This is a genomic window from Paroceanicella profunda (assembly GCF_005887635.2).
Taxonomy (GTDB): domain Bacteria; phylum Pseudomonadota; class Alphaproteobacteria; order Rhodobacterales; family Rhodobacteraceae; genus Paroceanicella; species Paroceanicella profunda.
Genome location: NZ_CP040818.1, coordinates 1,354,285 through 1,366,384, shown reverse-complemented (window position 1 = coordinate 1,366,384; position 12,100 = coordinate 1,354,285). Strand labels below are relative to the sequence as shown.

The 12,100-nt window shown below is 72.8% G+C and carries 12 protein-coding genes; 8 read left to right on the top strand and 4 right to left on the bottom strand.

Translation table 11 applies throughout. From position 1 onward, the window contains the following. Window positions 1–494 precede the first annotated feature (494 nt). Window positions 495–797 carry a Rid family hydrolase gene (locus FDP22_RS06190; protein WP_239031926.1) on the bottom strand — a complete coding sequence of 101 codons (303 nt, stop codon included), beginning with the start codon at window positions 795–797 and terminating at the stop codon, window positions 495–497. A 154-nt stretch (window positions 798–951) separates the two neighbouring features. Between FDP22_RS06190 and FDP22_RS06185 the strand changes: the two genes are divergently transcribed. Beyond that, the gene (locus FDP22_RS06185; RefSeq protein ID WP_170317605.1) at window positions 952–1,584 is read left to right on the top strand and encodes a sterol desaturase family protein; all 633 of its coding nucleotides are present in this window, start codon (window positions 952–954) and stop codon (window positions 1,582–1,584) included. A gap of 112 nt (window positions 1,585–1,696) precedes the next feature. Continuing rightward, entirely contained in the window at window positions 1,697–2,173 is a 477-nt protein-coding gene (tspO, locus tag FDP22_RS06180) for a tryptophan-rich sensory protein TspO (RefSeq protein WP_138577843.1), read from the top strand. A gap of 252 nt (window positions 2,174–2,425) precedes the next feature. Here tspO and hemE read toward each other — a convergent pair whose 3' ends face one another. Next, on the bottom strand, window positions 2,426–3,457 hold the full coding sequence (gene hemE, locus FDP22_RS06175; RefSeq protein WP_138577845.1) for a uroporphyrinogen decarboxylase: 1,032 nt from the start codon (window positions 3,455–3,457) through the stop codon (window positions 2,426–2,428). Window positions 3,458–3,933: 476 nt separating this feature from the next. After that, window positions 3,934–4,464 (bottom strand): isopentenyl-diphosphate Delta-isomerase, encoded by a 531-nt coding sequence (idi, locus tag FDP22_RS06170; protein WP_138577847.1) that lies wholly within the window; start codon window positions 4,462–4,464, stop codon window positions 3,934–3,936. A 336-nt stretch (window positions 4,465–4,800) separates the two neighbouring features. Between idi and hemA the strand changes: the two genes are divergently transcribed. The 3 genes from hemA (at window position 4,801) to proC (ending at window position 7,735) form a co-directional block, all read left to right on the top strand. Continuing rightward, window positions 4,801–6,018 (top strand): 5-aminolevulinate synthase, encoded by a 1,218-nt coding sequence (hemA, locus tag FDP22_RS06165; RefSeq protein WP_138577849.1) that lies wholly within the window; start codon window positions 4,801–4,803, stop codon window positions 6,016–6,018. A gap of 331 nt (window positions 6,019–6,349) precedes the next feature. Beyond that, a complete protein-coding gene (locus FDP22_RS06160; protein ID WP_138577851.1) occupies window positions 6,350–6,853 on the top strand; it encodes a type III secretion system chaperone family protein in 504 nt (167 codons plus the stop codon). Between the two features lie 63 nt (window positions 6,854–6,916). Then, window positions 6,917–7,735: a pyrroline-5-carboxylate reductase gene (gene proC, locus FDP22_RS06155; RefSeq protein WP_138577912.1), complete on the top strand. Its 819-nt coding sequence runs from the start codon at window positions 6,917–6,919 to the stop codon at window positions 7,733–7,735. Window positions 7,736–8,136: 401 nt separating this feature from the next. On the opposite strand, the gene rlmJ is transcribed toward proC, so the two are convergent. After that, the gene (gene rlmJ, locus FDP22_RS06150; RefSeq protein ID WP_138577853.1) at window positions 8,137–8,910 is read right to left on the bottom strand and encodes a 23S rRNA (adenine(2030)-N(6))-methyltransferase RlmJ; all 774 of its coding nucleotides are present in this window, start codon (window positions 8,908–8,910) and stop codon (window positions 8,137–8,139) included. 395 nt (window positions 8,911–9,305) lie between these two features. On the opposite strand from rlmJ, the gene trpS reads away from it, so the two are divergent. Genes trpS through FDP22_RS06135 form a run of 3 tightly spaced genes read left to right on the top strand, consistent with a single transcriptional unit; the run spans window position 9,306 to window position 12,043 of the window. After that, complete coding sequence (trpS, locus tag FDP22_RS06145; protein ID WP_138577855.1) at window positions 9,306–10,376, top strand: tryptophan--tRNA ligase; 1,071 nt, start codon at window positions 9,306–9,308, stop codon at window positions 10,374–10,376. A gap of 27 nt (window positions 10,377–10,403) precedes the next feature. Further along, entirely contained in the window at window positions 10,404–11,336 is a 933-nt protein-coding gene (locus FDP22_RS06140; protein WP_138577857.1) for a fatty acid desaturase, read from the top strand. Then, window positions 11,333–12,043, top strand: coding sequence for a phosphate/phosphite/phosphonate ABC transporter substrate-binding protein (locus FDP22_RS06135; RefSeq protein WP_138577859.1), 711 nt, complete (start codon window positions 11,333–11,335; stop codon window positions 12,041–12,043). The genes FDP22_RS06140 and FDP22_RS06135 overlap by 4 nt, the downstream gene beginning before the upstream one ends. The last annotated feature ends 57 nt before the right edge of the window (window positions 12,044–12,100 follow it).

Genomic DNA, 12,100 nt, shown 5'->3' with positions numbered 1-12,100 from the left:
GACGGGCCTTCCCGCCAGCCGCGACGCGCCCACCTCAGAGCCGGGCGGCCTCGGACCAGCGCGCGGCAGGGCTGCGGACCAACCGCCCGACTTGCCCTGGCCGGTCCACAGGTTGGCGGCAATGAAGGCCAGCGCGATCCATGCGAGGCCCGGGAGCGCCTCTCCCGGACGGCTGCTCCCGGCCGCCATGCCCCCCCCACGGGAGGGCCGAACAGAAACCGGCCGCGAACCGGGCCGGGGAAGGCGGGCGGGGGCGCGGGTCTGCGCGATCGTTGCCACCACCCTGCTGCCGATGGCCGGGACTGCCGCCACGGCGATGCCTCCGCCATCGGGGTGCACACCCCGTGCAAGGAAGGGGCTGGCAGGCAGCGTCGGCTCACTCCGTTGCGCATCAGCGTCGGGCAGGACCCGCGTGCAGACCGGGACCGCTCCCCACGTCGCCACCGCCTGCCCGGCCGCCGCCACCGCAGACCTGCGCCCGGGCATGCACGGCGTCATCGGCGCCGCTCGGCCATCACTTCGACCGCGATCCGCATGTCCGCGTCCACGACGGGCAGCACATGGACAAGGCTCATCGCCGGCGGCGCTGCGCAGAAGGCCTCGGCATGGGCGCGGCAGGCCTCCGCCGCGCGGCTGATATCGGATGTGGAGAGACGCGTGTGCAGGACATGCGCCATGTCCGATCCCGCCTGCTCCGGAATGCCGGCCATCTTCTTCGGGATGGTTCCGGTCTGCCCCTCCGGGTCGCCCCTGCTGACCCGCTTGCCCCGGCCATCCGTGGCCGCCGTGGCCGAGATGCTCAGGATGTCCGGCTATGCCCGCCGGCATGCCCGCACCGCCGGCCCGGGCAGCCCGTCTTGGACCGGTCCGCGATTTCTGCTACGCGCGCTGGAAGGACTGACTGCGCCGGCCCCCATGCGGGCGGGGCGCGCCTGCCGGGAGAACAGCCGATTGCCCCTGGACACCGACAGGTCTGAGGCGCGTGCGCAGGCCATTTTCTCGCATCCCGACGTCAGGTCCGTGGCCCGCGTGTTCGGAACCGCGGCGGTGCTGCTGGTGGCGCTCTCGCTTGCCGCCGGTCCCGGCGGGGCGGGGCGCTTCGAGGTCACCTTGGCCGGGGTCGCCGGCGGGCTGGCCTGGTGGAGCTTCCTCGAATACGTGCTGCACCGGTTCATCCTGCACTGGGAGCCGCGGGGGCCGCGCGGGAAGGCCCTGCGCCGCCGCCTGCCCGGGCACCGCGGCCATCATGACACCCCGGGCGATCCCGAGCGGGTGGTGAACACGCGGCGCTCCATCGCGCTGCCGATCGCGGTGCCGCTGGTTCTCGGGATGCTCGTGCCGGGCGTCTCGCCGCCCCTCGCCATGGCGGCGCTCGGCGGGGGCGCGGCGGGCTACGTGGCCTATGAATGCGTGCATGTCGGCTGCCATCTGGGCCAACGGCCCGGCGGCTACTGGCGGATGATCCGCCGCCACCACGCCCTGCACCACCACCGCGACGAGACGGCGAACTTCGGCGTGACATCCCCCCTCTGGGACATCCTGCTGCGCACCCGCTTCCACGCGCCGGGCAGCTCCCGCCGCTGAGCGCGCCGCGCCGGGTTGCCTCGCCCCGCCCCGGCCCTGCACTATATGCCCTCACGCCACCCCGTGGCAGGCAGGACAGCGCCGGGGCACCGGCTCGCAGGAGACAGATCGCATGGACCTCACCACCCTCGCAGCTCTCGTCGTGGCCGCTGGCGCCGCGGCCGGAACCGGTGTGCTCTTTCAGCCGGGAGAGTGGTACCGCGGCCTGGTGAAACCGGCATGGACGCCGCCGAACCGCGCCTTTCCCATAGCCTGGACGGTGCTCTACGTGCTGATGGTCTGGGCGGGCTACCGCATCGCCCAGCGCCCGGACGCCGGCCCGGCACTGGCGCTCTGGGCGGCGCAGATCGCGCTGAACGCGGTGTGGTCTCCCACCTTCTTCGGGCTGCACCGGCCGGGCATCGCCTTCCTGCAGATCGCCCTGCTGTGGATCGCCGTGGCGGCGATGATCGCCGCCTTCTGGGCGCGCGACATCTGGTCGGCGCTGCTGATGGCGCCCTATCTGGTGTGGATCAGCTATGCCGGCGCACTGAACCTGGTGATCTGGGACCGGAACCCCTCCATCGCCTTCGGCCAGCGGCGCCCCTGACAGGCGCGCCGCGCCCCGCTCCCGGGACGCCGCGCGGATTTCCTCCGGGCGCTGTCCCCCGCGGCACCGCCGGACACCGCGCCCGTTCGTGCCCCGGCGCTGGGGCGCCCCATCGGAGGCGTCGGCTTCCCGGCCACACAAGCCGGGCAGCACCCCGCCCGCATCCGGCCCCGGCCGTGCCGACGCGGCAAGGGCGGGCCCGCCCCCCCGGCCGATGGCGCGGGTGCGCGGCGGGCGCGCGCCGGGCCGGGGTCAGCCGCGGATCACCCGCAGCATCTGCTCCACATGCGCCGGGTCCGCGTCCGGCGTGATGCCATGGCCGAGATTGAAGATATGCGGCTTGCCGGCGAAGGCTTCGAGCAGGGTGCGCGTGCCGCGCTCCAGCGCCGCGCCGCCCAGCACCATCAGGATCGGGTCGAGGTTTCCCTGCACGCAGGCCAGCGGCGAGAGGTGCTTCGCCGCCCAGGCCGGGTCCACCGACGTGTCGATCGCCAGCCCCTCGCAGCCGGTTTCCCGGGCAAAGCTGGCGTAATTGCCGCCCGCGCCGCGCGGGAAGCCGATCACCGGCACATGCGGGTGCCGGGCGCGCAGCCGGGCGAGGATGCGCAGCGCGGGCTCGATGGCGTAGCGCCGGAACAGCGCCCCGGGCAGCGCGCCGGACCAGCTGTCGAACAGTTTCACCACCTCGGCGCCGGCGTCGACCTGGGCGATGAGATATTCCGCCGTGGCCTCGGTGATCCGGTCCATCAGCGCGTCGAACACCTCCGGCTGGCTGTACATCAGCCGCCGGGCCGGGGCCTGGTCCGGGGTGCCGCGTCCGGCGATCATGTAGGTGGCCACCGTCCAGGGCGCGCCGGCGAAGCCGATCAGCGTGGTCTCCGCCGGCAGGGCGCCCTTCAGGATGCGCAGGGTCTCGTAGACCGGCGCCAGCGTCTCGTGCACCGCCTCCGGTGCACGCAGCGCGGCCACGCCTTCGGCGGTGTCGGTGGGGGCAAGCCGCGGCCCCTCGCCGGTGACGAACCACAGGTCGGCGCCCAGCGCCTGGGGGATGAGCAGGATGTCGGCGAAGAGGATGGCCGCGTCGAACCCGTAGCGGCGGATCGGCTGCAGGGTCACCTCCGCGGCGAGGTCGGGGGCATAGCACAGGTCCAGAAAACTTCCGGCGCGGGCACGGGTCTCGCGGTATTCGGGCAGATAGCGGCCCGCCTGGCGCATCATCCACACCGGCGGCACGGCCTGCACCTCGCCCTTCAGCGCGGCCAGCAGCTTCTTGGTCTCGGTCATCGTCTCACCTTCAGGGCCCCGCCCCGCGGGGGCCGTTGTTCCGGGGGCTGTCGCGCGCCGTTATGGCATACTGCCGGGCCGAGGCACAGGCCGGAGCCCGGCGACAGGCCGACGCGGCGCCGCCCCGGCGGCCGGCGCCGCGCTCGGGCGTCAGGCTGGCCGCCCTCGCGCGCGGGCAGGAGATGGCGGTGGACCGGGCGGAACGCATGGCGATGGCTGGCAGCCGCCCTCGCGCGGGCAGAAGATGGCACCACAGCCGGATGCGCAGGGCCCCGATGCCGGCAGAGCCGCTTCGCCCGGGCCTCCGGGACCCGCGCCGCAATGCGCCCCGGCCATCGCCACGCATCCACGGCCCCCCGGGCCCGCGCCGGTTCGGGGGCGCCGGGGATGGCGGCTCCCCGTCCACCGGGCCCGGGCCGGACAGAAGGGAGACCGGGAGGCCGGTCCGCCCGGGGGCCGGGAGGGCAGGTCGGAGGTCAGGCCGGCGGAAAGATCTGGGCCTCGTGTTCGAGCAGGTAGATGCGCAGCCAGGCGGTGAACCGGGCCGGCTCCGCCTCCACCTCGCGGCGCAGCTCCGCGCGGTCCACCCAGCGGGTTTCCGACACCTCCGCCGGGTCTGGCTGCAGGGTGAGCGTGGCCGGGTCCACCTCGGCGGAGAACAGCGCCACCACCTCGTGCTCGGTCATCCCCCCGCCCACGTCGGCGCGGTATTCCACCCGGCCGCGCTTGCGCAGGGTGAGGCCGGTGACGCCCAGTTCCTCGCGCAGGCGGCGGGCGGCGCAGATGGCGTTGTGCTCGTTCCAGCGCGGGTGGGTGCAGCAGGCATTCGCCCAGAGACCGGGGGAATGGTACTTCGTCTCCGCGCGCCGCTGCAGCAGGGTGCGCGATCCGTCGATGAGGAACACCGAGACGGCCGGGTGGCGCAGCCCCTCGCGGTGCACTTCGAGTTTCTCCATGGGTCGGGCGATGCCGTCCGGTCCCCAGGCGGGGATCAACTGCTCAGTCATCGGGCTTCCGTTCGCATTTCGTGCTGCCGGCACGCCGATAGCACGTCCGGGCCCCGGCCCCAAGGGCGGATGACCCCCGCGCCGGGAAACTCCCTCCCGCAGACGTGAGCGCCGCCGCCTTGCCCCCGGCGCCGCGCGGAGTCACACGGGGTCAGAATTTCGTAACACCTTGGTCGGAATGATCGGCCGGTCCGAATGCGTCACTTTCGTCCCTTGAAGCGGGGGGCGTGGCGTAGACAATCGCCCGGCCGACTCACCGACGGCCCAGTTCCGCCGGGATCGCCCAAGCATCCGGCCCGCGGCACCTTCGCGGACCCGTCGCCAGGAGATTGGTAAATGAACTATGATGACCTGTTCCAGACGCAGCTCGACGCCCTGAAGACAGCCGGGAACTACCGTGTCTTCGCGAACCTGGAACGGTACCGGGGCAACTTTCCCCGGGCGCGCAACCATGCCGGAGGCCGCGGGCCGGACGAAGTCACGGTGTGGTGCTCGAACGACTACCTCGGCATGGGCCAGCACCCCGATGTCATTTCCGCCATGCACACCGCGCTGGACGAATGCGGCGCCGGCGCCGGCGGCACCCGCAACATCTCGGGCACCAACCATTACCACGTGGCGCTGGAGCGCGAGCTCGCCTCGCTGCACGGCAAGGAGGGGGCGCTGCTGTTCACCTCCGGCTACGTGTCGAACTGGGCCGCGCTCGGCACGCTGGGCGCCCGGCTGCCGGGCTGCGTGATCTTCTCCGACGCGCTCAACCACGCCTCGATGATCGAGGGCATCCGGCATTCCCGCGCCGAACGGCGGATCTGGAAGCACAACTCGGTGGAGGACCTGGACCGCCAGCTCTCCGAATACGGGCCGGACGTGCCGAAGATCGTCGCCTTCGAGAGCGTCTATTCGATGGACGGCGACATCGCGCCCATCTCCGAGATCTGCGACGTCGCCGAGAAGCACGGCGCCATGACCTATCTCGACGAGGTGCATGCCGTGGGCCTCTACGGCCCGCAGGGCGGCGGCATCGCCGACCGCGAGGGGCTGTCGCACCGGCTCACCCTCATCGAGGGCACGCTGGGCAAGGCCTTCGGCGTGGTGGGCGGCTACATCACCGGCTCGGCGGCGCTGTGCGACTTCCTGCGCAGCTTCGCCTCCGGCTTCATCTTCACCACCTCGCTGCCCCCCGCAGTGGCGGCGGGCGCGCTGGCCTCCATCCGCCACCTGCGCCGCTCCTCCTCCGAGCGCGAGCGCCAGCAACAGCAGGTGGCCCGCCTGCGCGCGAAGCTCGACGCCGCCGGCATCCCGCACCTGCCCAACCCCAGCCACATCGTGCCGGTGATGGTGAAGGACCCGGTGAAGTGCAAGATGATCTCCGACATCCTGCTGGAGCAATACGGGATCTACGTGCAGCCGATCAACTATCCCACCGTGCCCAAGGGCACCGAGCGGCTGCGCTTCACCCCCTCGCCCGCGCATACGGACGCGGATATCGACCATCTGGTGCAGGCGCTCAGGGCCCTCTGGTCGCAATGCGCCCTCTCGCGCGCCGTGGCCTGAGGCGGTCCTGAAGCGGGGCTGAGCCGGGGGCGCCTCTCCCCCGGCCGTTCCACCCCCGGTGAGGGTGCGACGCGGCGGAGGCGGGAAAGGCGGGGCGATGGGGGGGGCGCAGTGGCGCTCAACCCCGTCCTCGCGGCGAATTTTCCACGGTTTCGGGACGGCCGGCAACCGAGATTATTCGCTGCGGTGCGAAAATAATCCTTTACAGGCGGGGGTGCTGCTCGCACCATATCTCGTATCGGGAAGCAAATTCTTCCCGATTTATGGACAAGCTCTCAGCCCCTAGCGGGGCCCTCCCCGCGAAGGCGCCACAGCTAGAGGGAGCGACGGCATGAATGCCATCGAGCACGACCTGTTCACTGACGACATCCACCCCATCGATATTGTCGAAACCCTGGCCGCGCACCACGACTGGGATTTCGACCGCGTGGCCGAGGACCAGATCGCCATGTCGATCGAGGGCAGCTGGCGCAGTTACTCGCTGTCCCTCGCCTGGTCGGGGCACGAGGAGGTGCTGCGCCTCATCTGCACCTTCGAGATGGAGCCGCCGGAGGACAGGATTCCGGAACTCCTCGCCCTGATGGACAAGGCGAACGACCGGCTCTGGACCGGCGCCTTCACCCTCTGGTCCGAACAGAAGATGATGATCTACCGCTACGGCCTCACGCTCTGCGGGGAGCAGACCGCATCCGCCAGCCAGATCGACTACATGGTCCAGGCCGCGGTGATGAGCTGCGAGCGCTTCTACCCGGCGTTCCAGCTGGTGTGCTGGGGCAACCGCAGCGCCCAGGAAGCCCTTGGCATCGCCATCGCCGAGGCTTACGGTCGGGCCTGATATCGCACTGCCCTCCCCGGCCGGGGCTTCGGGCCGGACGGGGAGGAAGACGCCTTGAGCGCCATGGAAACGATCGCCGCACGCGGCTTGGTCCTGCTGGGCTGCGGCAAGATGGGAACCGCGCTTCTGGAGGGCTGGCTGGCCGGGGGCCTGCCGCCCGGCGCGGTCTGGGTGATGGACCCCGCACCGCATGACGGGCTGAGGGCGCTGGAGGCGCGCGGCCTGCACCTCAACACCGACCTGCCGGAGGCACCGGCCGTGTGCCTGCTTGCGGTGAAGCCGCAGATGATGGGCGCGGCCCTGCCGGCCGTGGCCGCCTTCGGCGGCGGCGGAACCGTGTTCCTCTCCATCGCGGCCGGCACGCCGATCTCCGCCTTCGAGACCGCCTTCGGCGCGGCTTCCCCCATCGTGCGCGCCATGCCGAACACGCCGGCGGCCATCGGGCGCGGCATCACCGGCTTCGTGGGCAACGCGGCGGCGGACGCGGCGGCGCTGGACATGTCCGAGGCGCTGCTCTCGGCCGTGGGCCAGACCGTCCGGCTGGACACCGAAAGCCAGATCGACGCGGTGACCGGCGTCTCCGGCTCCGGCCCGGCCTATGTGTTCCACCTCATCGAATGCCTCGCGGCGGCGGGGGAGGCCGAGGGCCTGCCGCACGCCCTCGCCCTGCAACTTGCGAAGGCCACCGTGGCCGGCGCCGGCGCGCTGGCCGAAGCCTCGCCCGAGGACCCGTCGCAACTGCGGGTGAACGTCACCTCGCCCGGCGGCACCACGGCGGCGGCGCTGGCGCACCTGATGGACCCGGACACCGGCTTCCCGCCGCTGGTGAAACGCGCCGTGGCCGCGGCGGCGGCGCGCGGGCGGGAACTCTCCGCCGGCTGACACACGCCCCCGCACCGAACCCGACCGGGAAACGTCGGAGGGCTGCGGACGGGAAACCGCCGGTCCGGCCCGGCGCCCGCAGACCCGGACCTGCCAGCTCCGGCGGGCCCTCCTCGCAAACGCACCGCTGCCGGGGCCGACCCGTTCGGGCGCTCCCCGTGACGGCCCGGTGCGCCGGCGTGGCGGACCCGTTGGCGCCCGGTGCGCCGGTTTCGGATGCCGCCGGACGGATGCGCGGGCCGGGAGGTGCGGCAACGTGCGCGCCGGCGCGGGGGACAAGGGCCCCGCCCGGCCCCCACCCGACATGCCGGACCCCGGGCGGATCCTGCGGAGGCCCGTGCCGGGCCACGCCGTTCGAGCCCCGGCCGCGCCGGAGCGCGGCCCGGGCAGTGGGCGCGCGATCAGAGGCGGCGCAGGATGGGCGCCTGGGCGCGGACCTCGTCGAAGATCTTGCCCGCGAGGCTGGGCGCGTTGAGGATCAGCAGGCCGGAGCCAGTCATGCCCTTGCCGTCCTTCAGGGTGAAGCCGACCTCGTCGCGCAGCACCGGCAGACGGGACAGCCCCTCGATCAGCGCCTCGTGGCGGCGCGCGGGCAGCAGCGGGTACCACACCATCACCACCGCCTCGGACCATTGGCCAAGCAGCGCGCGCACGAAGCGGGCCGTGGCGGCGTATTCGTCCTTCACCTCGTAGGACGGATCCACCAGCACCAGCCCCTGGCGCGGCTTGGGCGGCGCGATCGAGAGCAGCCCGGCGAACCCGTCGCGCTTGCGGATGACGGTGTTCTCCCCCGTCATCGCGCGCGACAGGGCGGCGTGCTCGGTCGGGTGCAGCTCGAACAGCGTGAGCGGATCATGCGCGCGCAGCAGGCTGCGGGCGATGAGCGGCGAGCCGGGATAGGCCCGCGGCCCGTGCGCCGCCCGGGTGGCGGCAAGCGCGCGGCCGAAGGGCGTGTCCGGCGCGGGCGGCGGGATGAGGTCGATGCCCTCCGCCGCCTCGCCGGTGCGGGCGCTCTCGGGGGCGTCGAGATCGTAGAGCCCGCGGCCGGCATGGGTCTCGAACACCGAGATCGGCCGGGGCTTGCGGCACAGCCGCTCCAGCAGGCCGGCGAGGGCCATGTGCTTGTGCAGGTCGGCCGGGCCGCCGGCGTGATAGGCGTGCTGATAGGAGAGCATCACCCCTGCTACCCGCTTGCGCGCGCCGATGCCAGAGGGAAGCGCGAACGACGGCGGCGCGCCTGCCCCCGGACCGCCCCCCCACCGGACGGCCGGCGCCCCCGGGGCGCCCGGAGCACGCCTCCCCCTCTCCGGGCAGGAGGGGCGCGCCCCGGTCCGCATCCCGCGGCACGCGCCACGCTTGCGCGGCGGCGGGCACCGGCGTATCAGGAGGCATGACACACGCGGCCCCGATGTTCCGGACCTTCTGGTGGCGCTCCTCCTGAGGAGCGGCCGCGACATGTCATGCCCTGTCCCGAGCCGCCGCGAGCGCGGCCCGGTCTGACTGACGGACAGGAACACTCCCCTTGCGGCGGCCCGGCTTCCCAGCCCCAACCCGACCAAGGACGAGAGAAATGCCGAACCCCGTGATCCTCACCGGCGACCGCACCACCGGCCCGCTGCACATCGGCCATTACGCCGGCTCGCTGAAGAACCGCCTCCGCCTGCAGGACAGCCATGAGCAATACCTGCTGCTCGCCGACACCCAGGCGCTCACCGACAATGCCTCCGACGTCGCCAAGGTGCGCGACAGCGTGCTGGAGGTGGCGCTGGACTACCTTGCCGTGGGCATCGACCCGGCGAAATCCACCATCTGCCTGCAGTCCCACCTGCCGGCGCTGGCGGAGCTGTCGATGCTCTACCTCAACTTCGTCACCGTGGCGCGGCTGGAGCGCAACCCCACCATCAAGGACGAGATCCGCGCCCGCGGCTTCGGGCGCGACATCCCGGCGGGCTTCCTGTGCTACCCGGCGGCGCAGGCGGCCGACATCACCGCCTTCCGCGCCGGGCTGGTGCCGGTGGGGGCGGACCAGGCGCCGCTGATCGAGCAGACCAACGAGATCGTGCGCCGCATCAACGCCGCCTGCGGCCGGCCGGTGCTGGTGGAGGCGGAGGCGTTCATCCCCGAAAGCGGCCGCCTGCCCGGCGTCGACGGCGGCGCGAAGATGAGCAAGTCCGGCGGCAACGCCATCCGCCTCTCCGCCTCGGCCGACGAGATCTCCGCCGCCGTGCGCCGCATGTTCACGGACCCCGGCCACCTGCGCGCCGAGGACCCGGGCCGGGTGGAGGGCAACGTGGTCTTCCAGTATCTCGACGCCTTCGACACGGAGCGCGCCGAGGTCTCCGCCCTGAAGCGCCACTACCGGCGCGGCGGGCTGGGCGACGCCGTGCTCAAACGCCGGCTGGAGGACATCCTCCAGGCGCTGCTCGCGCCGATCCGCACCCGCCGCGCCGCGCTGGCGCGCGAGCCGGGCCACGTGCTCGACATCCTGCGCGCCGGCACCGCGAAGGCCCGGGAGGTGACCGGGGCCACCCGCGACAGCGTGGTCGAGGGGCTGGGGCTTCTCCGGCTGTTCGAGGCGGAAATGGTCGCGAATGCCGCAAAATCGGACGCGGCGGGGAAAGACCTGTTCACACCTGCGTGACATGCTGCGGCAATGGAGAGCCCGCACATGCCTCTGCGCCGGCCCGTTCCGGGCCGCGCGCGCCCCCGAAGACAGATCGAATGGCCCACATGGATCGCGCTTGCGGCGTGTTATGTGGGGTGGTGCGGGCTGCTCGCGCTCTGGCCGGTGGCGGGCGCCTGGGTGCTGCTGCCGGTCGCGGTGCTGGTCACGTTTCATTCCTCGCTGCAGCATGAGTGCCTGCATGGCCATCCCACCCGCAACGCCCGGCTGAACGAGGCGCTGGTGTTCCCCGCGCCGGGGCTGTTCGTGGCCTACCGCCGCTTCCGCGACACCCACCTGCGCCACCACAACAACGCCCTGCTGACCGACCCCTATGACGACCCGGAGAGCTGGTACGTCGCGGAAGGAGACCATGCCCGGCTGCCGGCGCCCCTGCGCCTGGCGCTGGCGGCCTGCGGCACGCTGGCCGGGCGGCTCACCCTCGGGCCCTTCCTCTCGCTGCACGGGTTCTGGCGCAATGACATCCGGCTGATCCGGCAGGGCACGCCCGGCGTGGCGCGGGCCTGGGGGCTGCATGCGCTCGGGGTGCTGCCGGTGCTCGGCTGGCTGTGGCTCTGCGGCGTGCCGCTCTGGGCCTATGTGGCGGGCGCGGCCCTTCCCGGCTATTCTCTGCTGATGATCCGCACCTTCATCGAACACCGCGCCGGCCATGACCCCGCCCACCGCTCCGCGGTGGTGGAGGCGGAATGGCCCTTCCGGCTGCTGTTTCTCAACAACGCCCTGCACGCGGTGCACCATGAGCGCCCGGCCGCGACATGGTACGAACTCCCCGCCCTCTACGCCGCCGACCGCGAGGGCGTGCTGCAGCGCAACGGCGGCTACCTGCTGGGCGGCTACCGCGAGGTGGCCCGGCGCTGGGGGCTGAGGCGGCGCGAACCCGTGGTCCACCCCTTCCTGCGGCGGACCCCGGGACAATGATCGCAGCCCTGCCGATGTACGACTGGCCGGAGATCCGGCCCGCAACCGACGCGTTCTGGAACCGGATGCGCGAGCGCCTGGCGCGGGACGGCATCTTCACCCCGGAGCGGCTCAGCCGGGAGCTTACCGCCGCGGAGAGCTGGGCCCACCCCGACCTGCTGCTGGGCCAGACCTGCGGCTGGCCGCTCACCCACGGACTGGCCGGCCATGCGGTGCCCGTCGCCCGGCCGATCCACGACCTGCCGGGCTGCGGCGACGGGGTCTACCGCTCCGCGGTGATCGTGCGCAGCGGCGAGGACCGCCCGCTCCACACCCTGCGCGCCGCGGTGAACGGGGCGGACTCGCTGTCCGGCCACCACGCGCTGCGGCGCTGGTTCGCCCGGCGCAGCATCGCCCTGGTGCCCCATCTCGTCACCGGGGCGCACCGCGCATCGGTCATCGCGGTGCGCGAGGGCAAGGCCGATATCGCGGCCATCGACGCGGTGAGCTGGGAGCTGGCCCGCCGTCACGAGGACACCCGCGGCCTCGAACGCCTCGGCTGGACGGAGGAGGCCCCCGCGCTGCCGTTCATCACCGCGCCGGGCGGCCCCACGGCGGCCCTGGCCCGCGCGCTGGCCCGCCCGGGGCCGGAAATTGCCGCGGCGCTGGGGCTGATCGGCATCCTGCCGGCGGGGCTGGAGGATTATGCGACGCTTGCCGGTTGGTAGGCCCCGCAAGGCACGCCTTAGGGTTTGGTGATCCGAACCAGTTGCGTTACTCCTTGG